The sequence below is a fragment of the Arthrobacter sp. CJL-S3 genome (assembly GCF_056711635.1).
This window is the reverse complement of record NZ_CM160046.1, coordinates 1670568-1692200: the sequence shown is the minus strand read 5'-3', so window position 1 is coordinate 1692200 and position 21633 is coordinate 1670568. Positions and strand designations below refer to the sequence as shown.

The following is a 21633-nucleotide window of genomic DNA, read 5'->3' as shown; positions in this document are numbered from 1 at the left end:
GCGCCGTACGCTCAGGAGTCATGTTTCACTGTGTCCTTCGTCAGGTGGGTGCCGTCCAGGGAGATCCCGCGCAGCGTCAGCAGGCAGATGATCACCACGGAGGACACCACGGCGGAGTCGGCGATGTTGAAGATCGCGAAGTTGGGGAGCTGGATGAAGTCCACGACGTGGCCCATGGCGAACGAGGGCTCGCGGAAGAGCCGGTCCGTGAGGTTGCCCAGCGCGCCGCCGAGCAGCAAGCCGAGGGCCAGGGCCCACCAGAGCGACCCCAGTTTGCGAAGCTGCAGCAGGATGGCGATGGAGACCGCCGTCATGATGATGGTGAACACCCAGGTGACGTTCTCGCCGATCGAGAACGCGGCGCCGGAGTTGCGGATGTAGTACCAGTGCAGCAGCGGGGGCAGCACCGGGATCCGCTCCCCCTCGGTCATGTTCCCGGTAACCCACAGTTTGGTCAGCTGGTCGAAGACGTAGGCGAACACGGCCAGGCCAAAGAAGACGGCGAGCAGCAGGGCACGGCGCGGCCGCGGTCTGGTGGGACCAGCGTCGACCGGCTCGGCGGGCTGCGTGGCGTCAGGTGTCGGTGCGTCAGTCATAGGGCTTTCGTTCAGGGGCCAGTGCGGGGACTGGGAGCTGGTGCTTGGTCACGGCCGCCGGGGAACCGGTGGTTAATGCCAAAAGCCGGCGGCCGAGGAATCCTCAGCCACCGGCTTTCAGAATACTTGGCTTTCCGCCCTAGCTGTTGGCTTCAACCTCAGGGGCCGCGACGGAGCCGCGGGCATCCAGGTCGCGCAGCTGGCCTTCGATGTAGGCCTTGAGGCGTGAGCGGTAGTCGCGCTCGAAGCCGCGGAGCTGCTCGACCTTGCGTTCCAGCACGGAGCGCTGCTGCTCGAGGGCGCCGAGGATCTTGCGGGACTTCTCCTGGGCGTCGTTGACGAGGCTGCTGGCCTCGATCTGCGCTTCGGCGATGATTTTGTCGCGCTGCTGCTCGCCGTCGGCGACGTGCTTGTCGTGCATCTGCTGCGCCATGGCCAGCAGGCCTGCAGCGGACTCGGCTGCCGGGGAGGCGACGGTGCGTGCCGGGGTGGCTGCCTGCTCGGCTTCCTTCTTCTTGGCAGCTTCAGCAGCCTTGGCAGCTTCGGCGGCCTTGGCCTCGGCCTCGGCCTTGGCGCGGTCATCCTTCTCGACCTTGACGGGTGCCGGAACCTTTTCCACGACCGGAGCCGCGGCGGCGGAGCTGGCAGGCGTGCCGGCGCCCAGTTCGGCGAGCTTCTTGCGAAGCTCGTCGTTCTCCTGGTTCAGGCGTCGCAGTTCGACGACGATCTCGTCCAGGAAGTCATCAACTTCATCCTGGTCGTAGCCTTCGCGGAACTTGGTCGGCTGAAAGCGCTTGTTGACAACGTCTTCTGGCGTCAAAGCCATCTGGTCACCTCGTTGGTCTAGTTAGTCAGTAGGCCTTTCGGCCATCAAACTACGGTACCTAAATATGGTCTGGTTACTCTAATTCAACACCGCAGTGTCAAACCGGAGTTTTCTATCTGTTGGTGGCTGCGGACAGGGTCCGCGGCCCGGCTACGCCACGACGGGCTGGGAGAACACCAGGAACTTGGCTACCGCCATGGCAATGGTGACCGCCACGAAGAGCAGCAGGAAGCCGAGGTCCAGGGAGATTCCCCCCAGCCGCAGCGGCGGGATGAGCCGACGGAGCAGTTTGAGGGGCCTGTCTGTGACCGAATACACAGCGTGCGCGGTGACGAGGGCCGCGCCGTGCGGCCGCCAGCTCCGCGCAAACATCTGCACCCAGTCGAAGATCAGCCGGATGATGAGGGCAACAAAGAACAACAGCAGGGCGATATAGACAAGTCCGAAAACAATTCCCATGAGTTAACTCATATCTCCATGTTCATTCCGGATACCGCAGTGTCCTCTTGATGGTTACGCCTCTATTTCAACACGGAAATTTCAGCACGGATGCCAGACAAGGTGTCCTTGCCTGGCATCTGTCGGAAGAATCCTTGGCTAGCTCTGGTTGAAGAAGCTTGCCTGTGTCTCGCTGACCTTCTTGTCATCGCCGATGACTTCAACGTACGACGGCGACAGCAGGAAGACCTTGTTGGTGACCCGCTCGATGCTGCCGCGGAGTCCAAAGACCAGCCCCGCGGAGAAGTCGACGAGTCGCTTGGCGTCCGCTTCGCCCATGTCAGTGACGTTCATGATGACGGGGATGCCGTCCCTGAAGCTTTCACCGATGAGTTTGGCGTCGTTGTAGGACCGCGGGTGGATCGTGGTGATCTGGCGGAGTCCGGTGTGCTCTTCACGGCTTGATGCCGCTCGCTTGATGGGTGTCACAGGTGCGCGATATTCCTCTTCAGCGGCGTAGGGCTCTTCCTTGGGGACCTCGCGGACAGGCGCCGGTGCGCGGCGTTCCTCGCGGTCATGATCCATGGAATTGTCCTCATCCTTGTGTGATGTTTGGTGCTCGGACTCATAGTGTTCGTCGCCATCGGCGAGCCCAAGATAGATCATTGTCTTGCGCAGAGCGCCGGCCATGGTCGACTCCTAATCGTGTCCGTCAGCGGGCCGATCATTTGACTTAGTAGCCTTGGAATCCCCGCCATTACCTTCCAATACGTCGAACCTACCGCAACGCCGGACGCGGACCGAGAATATCGGAGCCAACGCGCAGGTGTGTCGCCCCGAACCGGACGGCCTGTTCCAGGTCCTGGCTCATGCCCGCGGAAATGCCGGTGGCGCCGGGATGGACGGCGGCCAGTTCGGCGGACAGCTCCGCCAGCTTCTCAAATGCCGGGACCGGATCCCCGCCGAAGGGGGCGACCGCCATGACGCCGGCCAGGCGGAGGCCCTCCGCAGCGGCCAGCTGGTCCGCCAGCGCCGGGACGTCGACCGGAAGGGCGCCGCCGCGGTGGGCGCCCGCGTCGTCGTCGAGGCTGACCTGGATGAAGCACTCAAGCGGCGCCCGTCCGGTGCGTTCCTGTTCGACGGCCATGGCCTTGGCCAGGGCGCTGGCCAGTTGCGGCCGGTCCACGGAGTGCACGGCGTGGGCGTATTTGACGACCGACTTGGCCTTGTTGCTCTGGAGCTGGCCGATGAAGTGCCAGCGGAGCTGCAGTCCGCCGAGTGCGGCGGCCTTTTCCGCAGCCTCCTGGTCCCGGTTCTCGCCGACGTCGGTGATACCAAGCGCAGCGAGCCGCCGGACGTCTTCGGCGGGGTGGAACTTGGTGACCACGATCAGTTGGGGCGGCTGTTCCTGTCGGCCGGCCGCCGCGACGGCGGTGTCGATGCGCTGCCGGACGGCGGCAAGCCGCTCGCGGAGCTGGTCCAGCCGGGGATCGTGCTGCCCGGGTGCGGGCTCGTGTTCAGTCATCCGCTCATTCACTCATTTGCTCATTCGCCCGAGGGGTCCCTGGCCGGAGTGCCCGGCGTCGGTCCATACAAGTCCTGCGAATCGTCCGGTGTTCGGATCACGGCGGTAGGAGAACAGGGTGTCGTCTTCCAGCGTGCATCCCCCGGAGTATTCGACCCTGACGCCGGCGTCCTGCAGTTGGCTGCGGACGGCGGCCGGCAGGTCCAGGCCGGGGGTGCCGCGGGAGGTGGTGCACCGGGCCGCGGGCACGCGGGCGGCCACGTCGTCGCGCATGTCCGCGGGGACCTCGTAGCAGCGCCCGCAGACGGACGGGCCGATCCAGGCGCCCAGCCCCGCCGCGCCCAGTGCGTGCATGCGCGCCACCGCCGCCGGGACGACGCCGGACGCGACGCCGGGGCGCCCTGCGTGCACCACCGCCAGGACGGGGGCTTTCCCGCCGGCCCTGTCCCCCACCAGGACGATCGGCACGCAGTCCGCCACCATCACGGCCAGGGGTTCGCCGAAGGACACCATGGCGTCGGCGGTGGGGGCACCGGCAGCCGGGGCAACAGCCGTCAGGGCACCGGCAGCCGGGGCACCAGCGGTCGAGGCACCGTCCGCCGGGACGCCAGAACCGGCAGCCGCCGCCGAGGCGGGGCCGACGAAGGCGACGTTGTTGCCGTGGACCTGGTTCATGTACTGGAAGGGCCGGCCGCTGAGCCCCAGCGCCGCCTCGATGGTCCGGCGCCGTCGTCCGACGTCGGCCGGGTCGTCGCCGACATGGAGCGCCAGGTTGCCGGCGGCGGCGTCGGTGAAAGCCACCCACACGCCGGGCCGGACTTCCGCCCGCCACGAGAACACTCAAAACCCCGAATCGTTGCCAAACTTGTTTGCAGAACTTCGATCCTACGAGAAAGCACCATGGCACTGCCATCCGGCAGTGCCATGGTGCTTCAGGATCTACTTGAGGAAGTCAGGGACATCCAGGTCGTCGGAGTGGCGGCCGGACAGGTCCGGCTCCACGACGGAGGGCAGGTCGACGTCGAAGCCGGAGTCTGCCGGGACCGCGGACGGACGCTGCTGGCCCCAGCCGCCGTAGCCGGAGGCGCCGACCGTGGCATGCAGGGGCTGGACCTGGGCCGAGGCCGGAGCCTGGGCCGGGGCTGCTGCCGGCGCTGCCGGACGCTGCGGAGCCGACTGCGGAAGGGACTGGTCCATGGACGGCGAGGTGGCCTTGACGTCGTCGAAGCCGGCCGCGATGACCGTGACGCGGGCCTCGTCGCCGAGGGCGTCGTCGATGACCGCGCCGAAGATGATGTTGGCCTCGGGGTGGGCGACTTCCTGGACCAGGCGGGCCGCCTCGTTGATTTCGAAGAGTCCAAGGTCCGAGCCGCCCTGGATGGAGAGCAGCACGCCGTGGGCTCCGTCGATTGATGCCTCCAGCAGCGGGGAGGCGATGGCGAGTTCCGCAGCCTTGACCGCGCGGTCCTCGCCGCGGGCCGAGCCGATGCCCATCAGTGCCGAGCCTGCACCCTGCATCACGGACTTGACGTCGGCGAAGTCGAGGTTGATCAGGCCCGGGGTGGTGATCAGGTCGGTGATGCCCTGGACACCGGACAGCAGGACCTGGTCGGCGGAACGGAACGCGTCAAGGACTGAGACGTTGCGGTCGCTGATGGAGAGCAGGCGGTCGTTCGGGATGACGATCAGGGTGTCGACTTCGTCGCGGAGGGCGTCGATGCCGGCTTCGGCGGAGCCGGCGCGGCGGCGGCCTTCGAAGGTGAAGGGGCGGGTGACGACGCCGATGGTCAGCGCGCCGAGCGACCGGGCGATGCGGGCCACGACGGGAGCGCCGCCGGTGCCGGTGCCGCCGCCTTCGCCGGCGGTGACGAAGACCATGTCCGCGCCGCGGATGACCTCTTCGATTTCCTCGGCGTGGTCCTCTGCAGCCTGCCGGCCGACCTCCGGGTTCGCACCGGCTCCCAGGCCGCGCGTCAGCTCACGCCCGATGTCGAGCTTGACGTCTGCATCGCTCATCAACAGTGCCTGAGCATCGGTGTTGACCGCGATGAATTCGACGCCGCGAAGACCCACCTCGATCATGCGGTTGACTGCGTTCACGCCACCGCCGCCGATGCCGACGACCTTGATGACGGCCAAGTAATTCTGCGGAGCTGCCACGTTACGTGTCCCTTGTTCGTGTTCTATTGCGCTATTGCGAAAACTGATGGAGTCGAGCTTGAAGCTTTAAACCCTAACCTTCGAGTTGAAGGTTATAGTTATGTCAAGTAACTCATGTTGTGACGCTATTTCCTATGCCGGGGACATTCAATTACCGGCGCCGCGTGTCGCGGTATTACCGCTGAAATAGCTTCCCGGAAGTGAGCGGCGGCTATCGGGTGACCGGGTGCCGCGGCACGCTGACATCGTAGGTCCGCACCGGGTTTTTGGGGTCCGCGGGCGCCTTCAGCAGGGCTTCGAGGACCTTGGCCTTGAGTTCCTTCTCCCCCGCGTTGCCCCAGACAATCGTCTGGCCGTCGACGAGCTTGAGCTCAACGGCGTCCACTGACTTCGCCGAGGCGTTCGAGAGCCTGGCCAGCACATCGGCCGGCAGGGCCCCAAGGACTCCGGTGATCGCATGGAACAGGTCCTTGGGCAGTGTGCCGCCTCCGCCGTCGATGACCGGAAGCGGAATCGACTCCGGGTCTGCGGTGTCGCTGAGCTTCACGCCGTCGACGTCGACAAGCTGGTGCGCCTCGCCCTGCTTGACCAGCGCCACCGGCACGCGTTCGGTCACGGTGACCTGCAGTGTCGACGGCGGGCGGGCCTCGGCGGTGACCTTCTTGACCTGGACCAGCGGCTGCAGGAGGGCTGTCACGTCGTTGTCGCTGATCTGCGGCAGCGGCTTGCCCTGCAGCGGCGCGAGGGCCGTCCGGACCTGGTCCGGTGTCAGCAGTTTGGTCCCCTCCACGGTGACTGTCTGGAGGGCCAGGACCGGCGAGTAGACGGCGGCGGCCAGGATGCCCGCGACGAGCACCGCCAGGGCCGCGATGGTGCCCTGCAGGATGCGCCTGCGGCGTTTGGCTTTGGGTTCAGGGAAGGACAGGACGTTGTCGGGGGCCGCGGGGGCCGCGGGGGCCGCCGGTGCGGTGGCGTGGCCGGTCGCCGGGCTGTCCTTGGAGGCGGAGATGACGTCGGAGGACCCCGACTCCCCGCGGGCGGTGGGCGGCCGGCGTGCGCCCGCCCGGTAGCTGGGCCGGCGGGTGCTAGGCACCGTGGGCACCGTCGTTCAGGGCAGTGACGATCAGCGGCCCGTAGGCGGTGACGTCGCCGGCTCCGACCGTGAGCACGATGTCCCCGGCCCCGGCGGCGGAGACAACGGACTGCACCGCCTCGTCGCCCGGTCCGACGAGCCGGCCTCCGGAGCCAAGATGCGCAGCGATCAGCTGGCTGCTGACGCCCGGAATCGGATCTTCGCGGGCGGGGTAGATGTCCAGGACCAGGGCGGTGTCGGCGGTGTTGAGCGCCGCGGCGAACTCCTCGGCGAATTCCCGGGTCCGGGAGAACAGGTGCGGCTGGAACAGGACGTGCAGTTTGTGGCCGCCGGCCACTGACCGGGCGGCGGACAGGGCTGCCCGCACTTCGGTGGGGTGGTGGGCGTAGTCGTCATAGACCCGGACCCCGCGGCCCTCGCCTTTGAATTCGAAGCGCCGGGACGCCCCCGTGAAGTGGGCCAGGGCCCCGGCGGCCGTGCCGGGGTCCACTCCGAGTTCCAGGGCGACGGCGAAGGCCGCCGCCGCGTTCAGGGCGTTGTGCCGCCCGGGAACGTGCAGCTCGAGGGGGAAGCGTCCGGCCGGGGTGGTGATCGCGACGTCCCCGGGGCCGCCGTCGTGCAGCACCACCTGGGCGTCATCGCCGGTGCCGTACAGCACGACGCGGGTGTTGCCGCGCTCCAGGGTCCGCTGCGCAAGGGCCCGGGCGCCGGCGTCGTCCGCGCAGGCAACCAGCACGCCGTCGGCCGGGAGCAGGGCGGTGAAACGGTCGAAGGAGGCGTAGACGGCCTCGGCGGTGCCGTAGTAGTCGAGGTGGTCCGGCTCCACGTTGGTCACGACGGCGATCTGCGGACGGTAGTTCAGGAAGGAGCCGTCGGATTCGTCGGCCTCCGCGACGAAGACCGGCGAGCTGCCGCTGGCGGCGTTGACGCCCAGGGCCGGGACGTTCGCGCCGATGGCGAAGGACGGGTCCAGGCCGGCGCCCTGCAGGAGGACGGTGATCATCGACGTCGTGGTGGACTTGCCGTGTGTGCCGGCCACGGTGACGGCGGTGTCCTGTGCCATCGCGGCCGCCAGGGCCTCGGAGCGGTGCAGCACGGGCAGCCCGGCGGCCCGGGCCGCAGCCAGTTCGGGATTGTCCGGGCGGATCGCTGAACCGGCGACCACGCTTTGCGCGTCGCCCAGGTTGGCGGCGTCGTAGCCGACGCAGATGCGGGCGCCGGCGGCGGCGAGGTCCGCCATGACCGGCAGGTCCTTGGCGTCGGAGCCGCTGACCGGCAGGCCGCGGGCCACCAGGATGCGGGCGACAGCGGACATCCCGACACCGCCGATGCCGATGAAGTGCACCCGGCCGAGGTCGTCCCCGGTGCGGGCCGCCGCGGGGGCGTGCTGGTGTTCGGGCTGGGTCATTCCGTTACCGCTTCCTGCTGTGCTGCGTCGGGGGCTTTGCTTTTGCCGACTGTGCCTTCGACTGCTTAGCGTGCACCGAGGCCGCCGTTTCAAGGACGAGGCCGGCCATGCGCTGGTCGGCGTCCCGGATGCCGAGCTGTTCGGCGCTGGCCGCCATCCGGGCGAGCCTGTCGGGGTCCTGCAGCAGCGGGATGATGTGCTCGCTGACCCAGCCGGGCGAAAAGGTGCTGTCCTCCACGAGCAGGGCACCTCCCGCTGCGACGAGTCCGGCGGCGTTGAGCGCCTGTTCGCCGTTGCCGATCGGCAGCGGAACGAAAACGGCGGGCAGGCCGACGGCGGCGACCTCGCAGACCGTCGCGGCTCCGGACCGGGCCAGCAGCAGGTCTGCCGCGGCGTACACGGTTTCCATGCCGTCGACGTACTCGCGCTGCTGGTAGCCGGGTGCCGCGAGGGGCTTGCCGCCAGCGTCGTGGACTGCCTTGCCGCGTCCGGTGAGGTGCAAGGTCTGGATGCCGGCCTCCGCCAGGAGGCCGACCGAAGCGGCGATGGTGCGGTTGATGCTCTGGGCGCCCGAGGAGCCGCCCGTGACAATCAGTGCCGGACGGTCCGGGTCCAGGCCGAGGGCGGCCCGGGCCGCGGTCCTGGCCGCGGTCCGGTCAAGGCCGGAGATTTCCTTGCGCATCGGCATGCCGACGTGCCGGGAGGCGCCCAGCCTGGTGGCAGCGAAGGCCACGGCGACGTGTCCGCCCAGCCGGGCACCCACGCGGTTCGCCAGTCCCGGGCGGGTGTTCGCCTCGTGGATGACGATGGGAATTTTCCGGCGCCAGGCGGCGAGGTACATCGGGGTGCAGACGTACCCGCCGACGCCGACCAGGACGTCCGCTTCGGCCTCATCGAGGATGACGCCGGCCTGCTTCACCGCACCGGCCAGCCGGCCGGGGAGCCGAAGCAGGTCCATGGAAGGCCTGCGCGGGAAGGGCACCCGGCTGACCGTGGCGAGGTCCAGTCCCGCGGCCGGGACCAGCCGGGCTTCCATCCCCCCGGGCGTTCCGACAGCCAGGAGCCGCACCCCGGGGCGGGCCTCGCGGAGTGCGTTGGCGATGGCCAGGAGCGGGCTGATGTGCCCGGCTGTTCCGCCGCCGGCGAGGACGACGGACAAGGAGGATTCGGTGCTCATAGAGGCCTAATTACGCTTTCGTGCGGGATTGCTGGGTTTGCCGGATTTACTGGGTTTGCCGGATTTGCCGGGTTTTTCCGATTTGCCGGCCGCGGCACGCGCCGCGGTCCGCTTCCGCAGGGACGCGGCGAGCCCGGCCGGGCCGAACCTGAACAGCCGTTTGGGCTGCAGGCCGGGCGCCATCTGGGCGCGGGCCAGTGACAAGACTACGCCGATCGCGCACAGCGACATGAGCAGCGCCGAGCCGCCGTAGGAAATGAACGGGAGCGGGATGCCGACCACGGGGGCCAGTCCGGTGACCACGGCCATGTTGACCGTCGCCTGGCCGAGCAGCCAGACCATGATGGTGCCGGCCAGGACCCGGTGGAACATGGCCTTCTGGGCCACCACGACGCGGTAGATGGCCGTGCCGAGGATGGCGAAGAGGACAAGCACCACCAGGGTTCCGACGAGTCCGAGCTCCTCGCCGATGATGGCGAAGATGAAGTCATTGTGGGCTTCCGGGATCCAGCTGTACTTCTGCCGGCTTTGGCCCAGCCCCACGCCGAACCATCCGCCGGAGGCGAGCCCGTAGAGGCCGTTGGTGGACTGGTAGTTCAGGTCGGAGCCGTCCGCGCAGGTCTGCCCGGTCCAGGACAGGATGCGGCAGACACGGTTGGGGCTCGTGATGGCCAGGACGGCGGTGGCCGCGGCGAGGAAGATCCCGGCGATGCCGAACAGGTACAGCCGCACTCCGGCGAAGAACAGGGCGGCGGCGGTGATCATCATGACGATCATGGCGGTGCCGAGGTCGTTGCCCATGAGGATGAGCCCGATCACGCCGGCGGCGCCCGGCAGTACGACGGGAATCAGGGCATGCTTGGCCTGGGACAGCAGCTTGGCCTTGCGGTCCAGGACGGTGGCCATCCACAGGGCAAGCGCGAGCTTGGCCGCCTCGGAGGGCTGGAACGTGAAGGGTCCGACGTCGATCCAGTTCTGGTTGCCGAGGGCGCTGCGGCCGATGAGCAGCACGAGCACCAGCAGCACGAACGCCACGAGGATGGCGAACCAGGCGCCGCGCTTGAGCCACACCACGTTGACGCGCGAGAGCAGGAACATACTGAACAGGCCGATCCCGGCGAACATCCCCTGCTTGAGGGCCGCGGAGTAGGGCGACTCCCCGGCCGCGATGGCTTCGACGCTAGAAGCGGACAGCACCATCATGATGCCGATGGCCGTCAGCGCGAGGGTCGATCCCAGGATCAGGTAGTACGTGGAGCCGTTGCGGGACTTCCCGGTTCCTTCCAGGGCGGACCAAAAGGCCCGGTGCCAGCCCTGGGCCTTCCGGACGGCCGCCTGCGGGCCTGTTGCCGCCGCGGGCGCCGGGGCTTTCGCTGACGGTGACTTCGCGACGGGCGTCTTGGTTGCGGCCGATGCGGCCGCGGGGTGACGTGTGGGCGTGCTGACCATTGTTACTCCTCGCTGGTCTGAGCCTGCCCTTCCACGAGCTCGCGGACAGCTTCGATGAAGGCGTCGCCACGGTGAGCGTAGGAAGAGAACTGATCCATGGATGCTGCCGCCGGGGCCAGGAGCACAGTGTCCCCTGAGGCGGCCAGCTGCGCCGCCGACGCAACGGCCTGGGCCATCACAGTCGCACCGGTAATCGGTGGGGATCCTGCCACGGCGCCGGCCGTCCCGGCAGTCTGCACGTCTTCATTTTCGCCCTTCCCCGCATCGATCACGGGGACATCGGGTGCGTGTCGCTGCAGCGCGGAGCGGAGATCGCCGGAGTCGGCCCCGATCAGGACCACGGCCTTGAGCCGCCGGGCGTGCTCCTGGACCAGCGGCTCGTAGTTGACGCCCTTGGACAGCCCGCCGGCTATCCACACGACGCTCTCGAATGCGGAGAGCGAGGCGGCGGCGGCATGCGGGTTCGTGGCCTTGGAGTCGTTGACCCAGAGGATACCTTCGTGGCGGGCGACGGGCTGGATGCGGTGGTCCCCCGGCAGGTAGTTCAGCAGGCCCGTGCGGACGGCGGCCGGTTCGACGCCGTAGGCCCGGACGAGGGCAGCGGCGGCGAGGGCATTGGCCACCATGTGGCGGGGAGCCACCGGGCCGAGGTCCGACACCGCTGCCAGTTCGGCGGCACTGTCCTTGCGCTCGGCGATGAAGGCGCGGTCCACCAGCAGACCTTCGACGACGCCGAGCATGCTGACGGCCGGCGTGAGCGTGGTGAAGGCCACCGCACGGCAGCCTTCGACGACGTCGGCGTCCTCAACCATGCGTTCGGTTTCGATCTGCTCGGCGTTGTAGATGGCCGCCTTCTGGGTGTTTTCGTAGACCTTGGCCTTGTCCGCCAGGTAGGACGCGTAGGAGCCGTGCCAGTCGACGTGGTCCTCCGCGACGTTGAGGCAGACGCTCGCCACCGGCGAGACCGAGTGGCTCCAGTGCAGCTGGAAGCTGGAGAGCTCGACGGCGAAGACGTCGTAGTCCACCGGATCGCGCAGGGCGTCCAGGATCGGCGTGCCGACGTTGCCGACGGCGATGGCCTTGAGCCCGGCCGCCTGAAGCATCGACTCAGTCAGCCCGACGGTGGTGGTCTTGCCGTTGGTGCCGGTGATGGTCAGCCAGTCGGCGGTCTTGCGCCCCTGGCGTTCGCGGAGCCGCCAGGCGAGTTCGACGTCGCCCCAGACCGGGATGTGGGCCCGGGCCGCGGCGGCGAGCAGCGCCTGGTCCGGACGCCAGCCCGGGGAGGTGACGATCAGGTCCGGCTTGGCGCCATCGATTTTGGGAACGGTCTCCACGGCATCCTCGCCCAGCAGGACGTCGGCGGCGCCGACGATTCGGAGGGTGTCCGCCTGGGCCAGCGCGGTGGGGCTGGTGGCGGCGTCTACGACAACCACGCGGGCGCCCAGTTCGATCAGCGTGTCGGCGGCGGCGAAGCCGGAGACCCCGATGCCGGTGACCACGACGCGGAGTCCGGCCCAGTCGGAGTCCCAGCTGACCAGGCCCTGGAGCCGCGGTGAGGTGGTGAGGGGTGCGGGAATCTGACCGGTCACAGCAGGACCACCCATTCGGCGTAGAAGATGCCCAGGCCGGCAGCGACGAAGAGTCCGCAGAGGATCCAGAACCGGACGACGACGGTGACCTCGGCCCAGCCTTTAAGTTCAAAGTGGTGCTGGAGCGGGGCCATCTTGAAGAAACGTTTGCCCTTGGTGATCTTGAAGTAGCCGACCTGGATGATCACCGAGAGGGTGATCAGGACGAAGAGGCCGCCGATGAAGGCGAGCAGCAGCTCGGTCCGGGACAGGATGGCGAAGCCGGCGACGGCGCCGCCGATGGCCAGCGACCCGGTGTCGCCCATGAAGATCTTGGCCGGTGAGGTGTTCCACCACAGGAAGCCGACCAGCGCCGCGCTGAGGATGGCGGCGAGCAGGGCCAGGTCCAGCGGGTCCCGGACGGTGTAGCAGCCGGCGCCGGCCTGCCGGGGCGAACCGCAGGACTGGTTGCTCTGCCAGATCCCCATCAGCGTGTAGGCGCCGAAGACCATGATGGAGGCGCCGGCGGCGAGGCCGTCGAGGCCGTCCGTGAGGTTCACGCCGTTGGTGGCGGCGGTGATGATCAGGTTCGACCACAGCACGAAGAGGATGGCGCCGATCAGGGTGCCGGCGAAGGCCAGGTTCAGCCACGGGATGTCGCGGACCAGGGAGATCTGGTAGGACGCGGGAGTCACGCCGTTCTCGTCCGGGAACTGCAGGGCCAGGACCGCGAAGATGATGCCGACGGCGGCCTGCAGGAACAGCTTGGCCTTCGCGTTCAGGCCCAGGCTTCGCTGCTTGGAGATCTTGATGAAGTCATCCAGGAAACCGACCAGCCCCATGCCGACCATGAGGAACAACAGCAGCAGGGCCGAGGCGGACGGGCCCGGGGATGCCGGGTTGATCATCCACATCACGCCGTGCGTGATGCCGTAACTGGCGAGCACCGCCAGGACCACGATAGTCCCGCCCATGGTGGGAGTGCCGCGCTTGGTGTGGTGTGTGGTGGGTCCGTCATCCCGGATGAATTGTCCGTAGCTCTTGCGGACCAGGAAGCGGATAAAGAGCGGGGTGCCCAGGAAGGCGAACAGCAAGGCCAGACCAGAGCCCATCAGCAGTGCAATCACAGCAGCGCACTCCCTTCAGTGGCGGTTCCGGCGGCGTCTCCGGCTGCGTTTACGGCAGCCCCTCCCTCAGCGGGACCGGCAGCGGCCCCGGGGGTCTGTGGGGGTAATGCTATCCGATCGCCCAGATGGCGCAGGCCGATGCTGTTGGAGGATTTGAAGAGCACCAGGTCACCGGGCTCCAGCGCGGCCTGCAGCAGCTCGTAGGCCTCCTCCGAGGTCTCGGCGAAGACGCACTCGTCGCCCCAGGACCCCTCGTTGACGGCTGAGACATACAGCGACCGGGCCTCGCGTCCGACGACGACGAGCCGGGAGATGTTGAGTCGGACCACCTGGGTGCCCACCGCCATGTGTTCACGGATGGAGTCGGGGCCCAGTTCCAGCATGGCCCCGAGCACGGCCCAGGTGCGGCGGCCCTGCCCGAGGTCGGCGAGGGTGCGCAGCGCGGCGCGCATGGATTCCGGGTTGGCGTTGTACGCGTCGTTGATAACGGTGACGCCGTCGGGCCGTTCGGTGCGTTCCATCCGCCACCGGCTGGCGGCAGTCTGGGCGCTCAGGGAGGCCGCGATGCGTGCGGCGGGGACGCCGGCGGCGTGGGCCGCCGACGCCGCTGCCAGCAGGTTGGCGATGTGGTGGGCGCCGATCAGCCGGGCCGCGACGTGCTGCCCGGCGCTTTCACCCGGCAGGAAAAGGTCGAATTCGGGGCTGCCGCCGGCCGTCAGCTCAAGGCCTTCGGCACGGACCCCGGCACGGATTTCGGCAGTCAGGCTGTCGCGGGCCGGCTGGGCGCTGTAGCCGAGCACGGTGGCCCGGGTGCGCGCGGCCATGGCGGCGACGCGGGCGTCGTCCAGGTTGAGGACGGCCGTGCCGGTGGCCGGCAGGGCTTCGACGAGCTCGCCCTTGGCGAGGGCGATGTTGTCCACGCCGCCGAATTCACCGGCGTGGGCCGTGCCGACACCAAGGACCACCCCGATGTCGGGGCGGACCATCTCGGCGAGGTAGCGGATGTGTCCGACGCCGGTGGCGCCCATCTCGATCACCAGGTACCGGGTGTCGAGCCCGGCCTTGAAGACGGTGAGCGGGACGCCGACTTCGCCATTGTAGGAACCCTGCGGGGAAACCGTGTTGCCTTCCGCGGCCAGGATCCCGGCCAGCAGGTCCTTGGTGGTGGTCTTGCCGGCGGACCCGGTGATGCCAATCACGGTCAGCGGCTCGCCGTCGGCCGCGCGGCCCGCGCGGATCCGCCGGACCGTTTCCGCGGCCAGGGCGCCCATCGCGAGGACCGAGTCCTGGACCACGACGGCGGGGTAGTTGCCGCCGGCGGCGTCGGCGACGTCGTGTTCGACCAAGGCCAGCACGGCGCCGCGGTCGAAGGCAGCCCCGACGAAGTTGTGGCCGTCGGCCGCCTCGCCCGGCTTGGCCACGTAGAGGGAACCCGGGGTGGCTTCCCGGGAGTCGGTGACCACGGAGCCGGGGGTGGTTCCCGGTTCGGCGGCCAGCCGGCCATTGGTTATGTCGGCGATTTCCGCCGCGGTAAATGCAATCATCTCGGTTTAGGACTCTATCCGCTGGTCTTCGAGAACGGTGAATCCCCGGGCTGTCAAGGCAGAGCGGAGCTCCACCCTGTCGTCCAGGGCGAGGTTGACGCCCTTGACTTCCTGCCAAATTTCGTGGCCCCGTCCCGCGACGAGGATGGTGTCGGCCGGCTCCGCGAGTTCCACGGCTTTCCGGATGGCGGCATCGCGGGGGAAAACCTCCATGATGCTGCAGTCCAGGCCCTCGTGCTCCTTCGCCTCGACCGCGCCCACCAGGACGTCGGCGCGGATCTCCGCGGCGTCCTCGTCGTGCGGGTCATCGTCGCTGACAATGACGATGTCGGCGAGACGGGCGGCGATGGCACCCATGGCGGGGCGCTTGCCCTGGTCGCGCTGTCCGGTGGCGCCAAAGACGATGATCACCCGGGACCCCGGCTCCGGGGAGCGGACGGCCTCCAGTGCGCGGGCCAGGGCGTCGGGGTTGTGCGCAAAGTCGACCACCGCGGCCGGGGCGGTGGAGACGAGCTGCATCCGGCCGGGGACGGCGACGGTGAAGGGGTCACCGGTATCGAGGGCGGCCTGGACCGCGGCGGCATCATGGCCGCCCGCGAGCACCATGACGGTCGCCAGCGCGGCGTTGGCCACATTGAAGCTTCCGGGCAGCCCGGTGTGGACGCGCAGCTCGGTGCCGTCGCGGTGGCGGAGGGTAAAGACCGTGCCGAGTCCGCGCGGGGCCGGCTGGAGGACTGTCCAGTCCGCGGCCGCGGCCGCGGGCAGACTTGTCGCCCCGCCGGTGACGTGCGTGGCCAGCGTGGTCACCGGGATGCCGGCGGAGGCGGCGAGCTGCACGCCCCAGTCGTCGTCGACGGTCACGACGGCGCGGCGGGCCCGCCCGGGGGTGAAGAGCCGGGCCTTGGTCTGGAAGTACTCCTCCATGCTGCCGTGCAGGTCGAGGTGGTCCTGGGTCAGGTTGGTGAAGCCGGCGACGTCGAACTCGACCCCGTCCACGCGGTGGAAGGAGATCGCGTGCGAGGAGACTTCCATCGAGGCGGCATCGAGGCCGCGTTCGCGCATCAGGGCCAGCAGGGCGTGGACGTCGGTGGACTCCGGGGTGGTGAGGAGGCTGGGGATCGGCTCCCCGCCGGCCAGGATCTCGATGGTGCCGATCAGTCCTGTCTTCTGCCCGAGGGCCTGCAGCAGGGCGTTGATGAAGTAGGTCGTGGTGGTCTTGCCGTTGGTGCCCGTGACGCCGTAGAGGGCCGGAGCGGGCTGGTCCTGCGGCCGGCTCCGGTAGATCAGGGCGGACAGCCGCCCCACGAGGCTGCGGGGTTCCTCGGCCAGCAGCACCGGCACGGCGATGTCGTGGGAGAACGCCAGCAGGCGCGCGCCGGCGTCGTCCGTCAGCACGGCGGCGGCTCCGGCCGCCACGGCCTGCGAGACGAAGTCGGCACCGTGCCGGCTCGCGCCGGGCAGGGCCACGTAGAGGTCGCCGGGCTGGACGGTGCGGGAATTCAGGGAGATCCCGGTGACCGGGACGGAGCCGGACGCTCCGGGGACCACGACGCCGATTGCCTCGCCGATGGTGGCGAGCGGCACGGCAGCTACGGCCGTGGGCCGGAAGCCCGGGGTGGAGCCCGGGCCGGACGGCGCTGCGGAAGCGCCGGGGGCATTCTGGTCTGACACGTGGATCTCCGTTGGTGGTGCTGGTGGATCTGGCGCTGCGCACGGAGGATTGCTCCGGCCCGCAGGCTCAGTATTCCCGGTACAGGTTGGTGGCGGACGTGCGTGGTGCTGGTTCCCGCGCGGGTGCTACTTGACGAACTGCGGCAGCCGGACGGGTTCCCCGGTGGACGGCGGGACGTTGTACGTCCGCAGCGCCTGGCTCATCACGGACCGGAACACCGGTCCGTTCGAGATGCCGTAGATATCGCCCTTGGGCCGTTGCAGGACCACTTCAACAATAAACCGCGGATCGTCCATCGGCGCCATCCCCACCATCGACGCCGTGAAGCCGCAGAAGCCGGCGGTGCCGTCGTCGCACGGCGACTGCGAGGTGCCGGTCTTCGCCCCGACCCGGTAGCCGTCCAGGCCGGCCTCCTTGATCTGGCCCTCCGTGACGGCGCTCTCGAGGATGTCCCGCACCTGCCGGGCGGTGTCCGGGGTGACGATCTCCCGCGACGGCTGCGCCGGAACCTTTTCCTCGGTGCCGTCCGGGTTGATGTAGCTGTCGATCAGCCGCGGCTGGAGCATCACCCCGTTGTTCCCGACGCTCTGAAAGGCCCGGACGGTCTGGAGCGTGGACTGCGAGACGCCCTGGCCGAACAGCACGGTGTACTCCTGGCGCCCGTCCCACTGCTCGTGGGGGGTCAGGATGCCCGTGGCCTCGGCGGGCAGTCCGATGTCCGGGGCTTCGCCGATGCCGAACTTCTTCAGCCAGTCGTAGCGCTGCTCCTTGCTGAGCCGTTCGCCGGCCATGACCGTGCCGGTGTTCATCGACCAGCCCAGGATGCCGGCCAGGGTCCGTTCCTCGGTGCCGTGCGCGAAGGAGTCGCTGAACGTCTGCCCGTCCACGGTGTACGAGGACGGGATGGTGAACTTGTCCAGCGGGAAGGACTCGCCTTCCTCGATCAGGGCCGCGGCCGTGATCATCTTTTGCACCGATCCGGGTTCGTAGGCCGCGGTGACGGCACGGACGCCGCGGTCCTGGGCATCGGACTTGCCCGGGTCGTTGGGGTCCGGGGAGTTGGTGTCCGCCATGGCGATGATGTCGCCGGTCTTGATGTCCTGGACGATCACCACGCCCCACTCGGCGCTGAGCTTGTCCCGCTGGCTCTGGATGGCCTGCTGGGCGAAGTACTGGAGGTCCGCGTTCAGGGTGAGCTTGATGTCCTTGCCGTTGACGGCCGGGGTCAGCTGGTCGACTCCGACCGGGATGCGCAGCCCGTCGGCGCCGATTTCGAAGAGCCGCTTGCCCGCGGTTCCCCGGAGGACCTCGTCCTGGGTCTGCTCGAGGCCGGCCTGGCCGGTGGTGCCGTCCTTGAGGAAGCCAACGATCCCGCCGGCCACCGATCCGTTGGGGTACACCCGCTTGCTGGTGCCTTCGGTGACGATGCCGGGGATCTGGAGCTTGGCGATGCGGTCCTCGACGTCGGGCTTCAGGTCCTTGGCCACGATGTAGTAGCGCTGGTCCCCCGTCAGTGCGTCCTTGAGGGTGTCTTTGGCCATTCCCAGCACGGCTGCGAGTTCGTTGATGCCCTGGTCCCGGGAGACCTTGACGAGCTCTTCCTTGCCGTCCACCGGCTCCAGCCGGCGGAACTCCTCGGTCTTGGTGTTGACGGTCTGGTCGACCACGAGGTTATAGCGGATCACGCTGCTGGCCAGGACGGTGCCGTTGGCATCCAGGATGCTGCCGCGCTCGGCGGGCAGTTCGATGGGGGTGAGCCTGTTCTGCAGGGCGGCCTCAGCCATGCCGCCGACGTCGAGGCCCTGGACCAGGAAGAGCTTTCCGCCGACGACGAGCAGTAGCGTCAGCATGACGCCGAGGCCCAGCCGCAGCCGCCGGGTCGCGCTCGGCGCTTTCGCTTTGCGTGCCTTGCCGGTGTTCTGGGCCACGATGTTTCCTTGCTGCTTGCCTGGCTGGTGGTCCGTCCTGCGTTACTGTCCCGGCACCTTCTGCGCGGGGGCAGGAACGGAGCCTCCGTGGAGTTCGACTGCCGGTTTTGCCGGCGGGACCGGCACGGCCTCGGCGGCCGGTTTGGCGGCGGCAGCGGCAGCCGGTGCGGCGGCAGCAGGCCCATCGGCCGAGTCGGCCGGGGCTGCGGGTTTACGGTTCGCGAGCGGCTCCTTCACGGTGGCCGGCGGGACGACGCTGAGTTGTCCGGCCACGGCGGGGGCGGCAATGACGGCGCCGGGGGCGTCGCCCTTCACCGCGGGCTTGGCCTTGCCGGTGACGGTCAGGGTGGAAAGGTCGATCTGGCCCTTGGCGGTCGAAGCCACCATGCCCAGCTCGGTGGCCTTGGCGGCCAGGTTCTGCGGGGCGTCAAAGTTCTGCACCTGCTGGGTCAGGTCCTGGTTCTGTTTCGTCAGCGTGGACTGCTCGCTCCGCAGCTGCACCAGCTGGTACTGCGCGGTGGACACGGAAATGTTGAGGACCAGTACCGCCATCAGCGCCACGGCCAGGAGGCCAAAGCAGAGCACAACGAACGGGGCGCGGCGCTTCTGCGGGGTTGACCGGACCAGGGAGAGCGGAGTGCGCGCCTTCCGGGCGGGGCCGGTGCCGGGGGTGATCCCGGGCAGGGCGCGGGCCGTCGCGCCTGTGGCAACGGGGAATCTGTTGACAGCGGCGGTGCTCATGCGGCCCTCCTGGCTTTGATGCGTTCCACGGCGCGGAGTCTGGCGGACGCCGCGCGTGGATTCTCGGCGATTTCGGCGGCGGTGGGCACTTCCGTGCCCTTCGTCAGGGTTTTCAGCTCGGCCTTGTGCTCTTCGAGTTCCACGGGGAAGCCGAGCGGTGCGGAGGATTTGGATCCTGCCTGGAAGAAGCCCTTGACGATCTTGTCCTCCAGCGAGTGGTACGACATGACGACCACGCGGCCGCCGACGGCGATGGCGTTGATGGCCGCGGGGACGGCGCGTTCCAGGACATCGAGTTCTTCGTTGACTTCGATCCGGAGCGCCTGGAAGGTGCGCTTTGCCGGATGTCCGCCCGTTTTTGCGGCGCCGGAGGGGACAACATCGCGGATCTGCTCGACGAGCTCCCCCGTTGTCGTGAAAGGCTTCACGGCGCGGGCGGTGACGATCCGGTTGGCGATGCGGCCGGCGAACTTCTCCTCGCCCCATTTCCGGATGATCCGGACCAGATCCTCTTCGCTGTAGTTGTTGACGACGTCGGCGGCGGTCTGGCCGCGGCTCGTGTCCATGCGCATGTCCAGCGGGGCGTCGAAGGAGTACGCGAAGCCGCGTTCCCGTTCGTCCAGCTGGAGGGAGGAGACGCCGAGGTCCATCAGGACCCCGTGGACCTCCGCGAAGCCCAGGTCCGCAAGGATTTCGGGGATTTCGTCGTACACGGCGTGCACGAGGTCAATCCGGCCGGCGAAGGGCTGGAGGCGCTCCCCCGCGAGGGCCAGGGCTTCCTCGTCACGGTCGATGCCGATCAGGTGCAGGTCCGGAAAGCGCTGCAGCATGGCCTCGGCGTGGCCGCCCATGCCCAGGGTGGCGTCGATGACCACGGGGGTCTCGCCGCGGCTGCGCGCCGCCTCGAACCCTGGTGCCAACAAATTGATGCACCGGTCCTTGAGGACCGGTACATGGCGTTCGGACGTGGGCTTCGACTGGTCAGGGTCCGTCATGCCTGCGTCCTTTCGTTTGTCCGGCTGGTTCCTGGAGTGCGGTGCTGGCTGCGCGTGCCGCTTCTTAATCCAGATCCCCATCCGCGCCTACCCTGCGTCCGCCTGGCTCCGGGGAAGTGAGCCAGGAAAACAACCGGATGGGCGGCTGGAGATCTCGGTCAAGAATCATGCAGTGCTGCCTGGTTCCTGTGGGGACTCAGAGAATCCCCGGTATTGCGTCGTCGGTCTCCGAGAAGACCGTTTCCTTCTCGGCGAGGTACTCGTTCCAGGCCTGGGCGTCCCAGATCTCAGCGCGGGTTCCTGCACCAATAACGGCGAGTTCCCTGCCGAGCCCTGCGTACTCCCGGAGCGCCGGCGGAATCGTCACGCGCCCCTGCTTGTCAGGTACCTCGTCGGAGGCTCCAGAGAGGAAAACACGGATGTAGTCACGAGCCTGCTTGCTGGAGATTGGGGCCTCCCGCATTTGCTCGTGAACCCGGCCGAATTCCGCCTCACTGAAGACGTAGATGCAGCGTTCCTGGCCCCTTGTGAGAACCAGTCCCCCGGCAAGCTCCTCGCGGAACTTCGCGGGAAGGATGATTCGACCTTTTTCGTCCAGATGCGGCGAATGTGTGCCGAGAAACACGGCCCACCGCCTGTCTGATCGTAGGAAGCCCAACGTCCCCTGTGCTGCCACTACCCTCTTACGTCCTCCACATTACTCCACATCCCTCCCCAGTCAACGACACGCCGAACGATTCGGCGTCAATTTGTGGGTCGAGGGCCGCTTTCTTCCCCGTAATGGCTGGGAATCGGGGCCGTGGGGCGCAGTGGAGGGAAAGTGGAGGGGATTTATCGGACGGCGCCACGGCATCCGGCGCACGGCGCGGCTCCCGGCCCCGTCCGGGCATGGCCAACCCTGGTTAACGACAAAAGACCCGCCGGGGCGGGTCTTCTATGCCACCTGGGGTTTCCCTGTGGTGGAAAGTGGAGAACGGACTGGAGGTTCGGCGAGCCGGGCCGGGGTTTAGGGTTCCCCGCGGTGCCTCTCGTCCCAGCGTTCCTCAAGATTGCTCATGAACGAACTCCTGGGCTTCCCGGACTTCCGGGCCGCACCGGAGGCTTTGGCCTTGCCGGCGGCAGCACCGCGCATGGTGGCGTAGTAGACACCGGCCCCCATGACCACAAAGCCGAGGACTCCGACGAAGATATTTTGGATCGTCACGCCAAAGAGCAGGAGCACGACGCCGGCCAGCGTGGCCAGGACACCGATCACCAAATGGCGGGTTGACCATGAACGTCCCGCGTCCGAGCCCATCGAGCTGGCGAACTTTGGGTCGTCCTCATGCAGCTGCTTCTCAAGTTGCTCCAGCAACTTCTGTTCGTGCTCCGAGAGCGGCATCACGA

The 21633-nt window shown here is 68.3% G+C and carries 20 protein-coding genes; all 20 read right to left on the bottom strand.

Going from position 1 to position 21633, the window contains the following annotated elements; genetic code table 11:
- Positions 1 to 11: 11 nt before the first annotated feature.
- Positions 12 to 596, bottom strand: coding sequence for a signal peptidase II (lspA, locus tag AC06G6_RS07635; protein ID WP_479827827.1), 585 nt, complete (start codon positions 594 to 596; stop codon positions 12 to 14).
- Between the two features lie 139 nt (positions 597 to 735).
- Positions 736 to 1422 carry a DivIVA domain-containing protein gene (locus tag AC06G6_RS07630; RefSeq protein WP_479827825.1) on the bottom strand — a complete coding sequence of 229 codons (687 nt, stop codon included), beginning with the start codon at positions 1420 to 1422 and terminating at the stop codon, positions 736 to 738.
- Positions 1423 to 1572: 150 nt separating this feature from the next.
- Positions 1573 to 1881 carry a YggT family protein gene (locus AC06G6_RS07625; RefSeq protein WP_307463135.1) on the bottom strand — a complete coding sequence of 103 codons (309 nt, stop codon included), beginning with the start codon at positions 1879 to 1881 and terminating at the stop codon, positions 1573 to 1575.
- 138 nt (positions 1882 to 2019) lie between these two features.
- On the bottom strand, positions 2020 to 2550 hold the full coding sequence (locus tag AC06G6_RS07620) for a cell division protein SepF (protein WP_307463137.1): 531 nt from the start codon (positions 2548 to 2550) through the stop codon (positions 2020 to 2022).
- Between the two features lie 88 nt (positions 2551 to 2638).
- Positions 2639 to 3385 carry a YggS family pyridoxal phosphate-dependent enzyme gene (locus tag AC06G6_RS07615; RefSeq protein ID WP_479827822.1) on the bottom strand — a complete coding sequence of 249 codons (747 nt, stop codon included), beginning with the start codon at positions 3383 to 3385 and terminating at the stop codon, positions 2639 to 2641.
- Positions 3386 to 3397: 12 nt separating this feature from the next.
- Positions 3398 to 4225, bottom strand: coding sequence for a purine nucleoside phosphorylase YfiH/LACC1 family protein (locus AC06G6_RS07610; RefSeq protein WP_479827820.1), 828 nt, complete (start codon positions 4223 to 4225; stop codon positions 3398 to 3400).
- Positions 4226 to 4324: 99 nt separating this feature from the next.
- A complete protein-coding gene (gene ftsZ / locus AC06G6_RS07605; RefSeq protein WP_282383607.1) occupies positions 4325 to 5545 on the bottom strand; it encodes a cell division protein FtsZ in 1221 nt (406 codons plus the stop codon).
- Between the two features lie 211 nt (positions 5546 to 5756).
- A complete protein-coding gene (locus tag AC06G6_RS07600) occupies positions 5757 to 6638 on the bottom strand; it encodes a cell division protein FtsQ/DivIB (RefSeq protein WP_479827818.1) in 882 nt (293 codons plus the stop codon).
- Complete coding sequence (gene murC, locus AC06G6_RS07595; RefSeq protein WP_479827816.1) at positions 6631 to 8046, bottom strand: UDP-N-acetylmuramate--L-alanine ligase; 1416 nt, start codon at positions 8044 to 8046, stop codon at positions 6631 to 6633. The genes AC06G6_RS07600 and murC overlap by 8 nt, the downstream gene beginning before the upstream one ends.
- A 4-nt stretch (positions 8047 to 8050) precedes the next feature.
- On the bottom strand, positions 8051 to 9223 hold the full coding sequence (gene murG, locus AC06G6_RS07590) for an undecaprenyldiphospho-muramoylpentapeptide beta-N-acetylglucosaminyltransferase (protein WP_479827814.1): 1173 nt from the start codon (positions 9221 to 9223) through the stop codon (positions 8051 to 8053).
- 6 nt (positions 9224 to 9229) lie between these two features.
- The gene (gene ftsW, locus AC06G6_RS07585; RefSeq protein ID WP_479827812.1) at positions 9230 to 10672 is read right to left on the bottom strand and encodes a putative lipid II flippase FtsW; all 1443 of its coding nucleotides are present in this window, start codon (positions 10670 to 10672) and stop codon (positions 9230 to 9232) included.
- Between the two features lie 2 nt (positions 10673 to 10674).
- Entirely contained in the window at positions 10675 to 12276 is a 1602-nt protein-coding gene (gene murD / locus AC06G6_RS07580) for a UDP-N-acetylmuramoyl-L-alanine--D-glutamate ligase (RefSeq protein WP_479827810.1), read from the bottom strand.
- Entirely contained in the window at positions 12258 to 13367 is a 1110-nt protein-coding gene (gene mraY / locus AC06G6_RS07575) for a phospho-N-acetylmuramoyl-pentapeptide-transferase (protein WP_479827808.1), read from the bottom strand. The genes murD and mraY overlap by 19 nt, the downstream gene beginning before the upstream one ends.
- A complete protein-coding gene (locus tag AC06G6_RS07570; RefSeq protein ID WP_479827806.1) occupies positions 13364 to 14911 on the bottom strand; it encodes a UDP-N-acetylmuramoyl-tripeptide--D-alanyl-D-alanine ligase in 1548 nt (515 codons plus the stop codon). The genes mraY and AC06G6_RS07570 overlap by 4 nt, the downstream gene beginning before the upstream one ends.
- A 6-nt stretch (positions 14912 to 14917) precedes the next feature.
- Positions 14918 to 16582, bottom strand: a complete 1665-nt coding sequence (locus tag AC06G6_RS07565) for a UDP-N-acetylmuramoyl-L-alanyl-D-glutamate--2,6-diaminopimelate ligase (RefSeq protein WP_479827804.1) — start codon at positions 16580 to 16582, stop codon at positions 14918 to 14920.
- A 126-nt stretch (positions 16583 to 16708) separates the two neighbouring features.
- Positions 16709 to 18511, bottom strand: coding sequence for a peptidoglycan D,D-transpeptidase FtsI family protein (locus tag AC06G6_RS07560; protein WP_479827802.1), 1803 nt, complete (start codon positions 18509 to 18511; stop codon positions 16709 to 16711).
- A gap of 42 nt (positions 18512 to 18553) precedes the next feature.
- A complete protein-coding gene (gene ftsL / locus AC06G6_RS07555) occupies positions 18554 to 19252 on the bottom strand; it encodes a cell division protein FtsL (RefSeq protein WP_479827800.1) in 699 nt (232 codons plus the stop codon).
- Positions 19249 to 20247 carry a 16S rRNA (cytosine(1402)-N(4))-methyltransferase RsmH gene (gene rsmH, locus AC06G6_RS07550; protein WP_479827798.1) on the bottom strand — a complete coding sequence of 333 codons (999 nt, stop codon included), beginning with the start codon at positions 20245 to 20247 and terminating at the stop codon, positions 19249 to 19251. The genes ftsL and rsmH overlap by 4 nt, the downstream gene beginning before the upstream one ends.
- Positions 20248 to 20443: 196 nt before the next feature.
- Positions 20444 to 20872, bottom strand: coding sequence for a division/cell wall cluster transcriptional repressor MraZ (mraZ, locus tag AC06G6_RS07545; RefSeq protein WP_479827795.1), 429 nt, complete (start codon positions 20870 to 20872; stop codon positions 20444 to 20446).
- A 381-nt stretch (positions 20873 to 21253) separates the two neighbouring features.
- Positions 21254 to 21628: a DUF3040 domain-containing protein gene (locus AC06G6_RS07540; protein WP_282383623.1), complete on the bottom strand. Its 375-nt coding sequence runs from the start codon at positions 21626 to 21628 to the stop codon at positions 21254 to 21256.
- Positions 21629 to 21633: the final 5 nt, after the last annotated feature.

Bases quoted from the DNA above. Each gene is read 5' to 3' on its own strand.
- lspA (WP_479827827.1), bottom strand. From the start codon at position 596: ATGACTGACGCACCGACACCTGACGCCACGCAGCCCGCCGAGCCGGTC.
- AC06G6_RS07630 (WP_479827825.1), bottom strand. From the start codon at position 1,422: ATGGCTTTGACGCCAGAAGACGTTGTCAACAAGCGCTTTCAGCCGACC.
- AC06G6_RS07625 (WP_307463135.1), bottom strand. From the start codon at position 1,881: ATGGGAATTGTTTTCGGACTTGTCTATATCGCCCTGCTGTTGTTCTTT.
- AC06G6_RS07620 (WP_307463137.1), bottom strand. From the start codon at position 2,550: ATGGCCGGCGCTCTGCGCAAGACAATGATCTATCTTGGGCTCGCCGAT.
- AC06G6_RS07615 (WP_479827822.1), bottom strand. From the start codon at position 3,385: ATGACTGAACACGAGCCCGCACCCGGGCAGCACGATCCCCGGCTGGAC.
- murC (WP_479827816.1), bottom strand. From the start codon at position 8,046: ATGACCCAGCCCGAACACCAGCACGCCCCCGCGGCGGCCCGCACCGGG.
- murG (WP_479827814.1), bottom strand. From the start codon at position 9,223: ATGAGCACCGAATCCTCCTTGTCCGTCGTCCTCGCCGGCGGCGGAACA.
- ftsW (WP_479827812.1), bottom strand. From the start codon at position 10,672: ATGGTCAGCACGCCCACACGTCACCCCGCGGCCGCATCGGCCGCAACC.
- murD (WP_479827810.1), bottom strand. From the start codon at position 12,276: ATGGGTGGTCCTGCTGTGACCGGTCAGATTCCCGCACCCCTCACCACC.
- AC06G6_RS07570 (WP_479827806.1), bottom strand. From the start codon at position 14,911: ATGATTGCATTTACCGCGGCGGAAATCGCCGACATAACCAATGGCCGG.
- ftsL (WP_479827800.1), bottom strand. From the start codon at position 19,252: ATGAGCACCGCCGCTGTCAACAGATTCCCCGTTGCCACAGGCGCGACG.
- rsmH (WP_479827798.1), bottom strand. From the start codon at position 20,247: ATGACGGACCCTGACCAGTCGAAGCCCACGTCCGAACGCCATGTACCG.
- AC06G6_RS07540 (WP_282383623.1), bottom strand. From the start codon at position 21,628: ATGCCGCTCTCGGAGCACGAACAGAAGTTGCTGGAGCAACTTGAGAAG.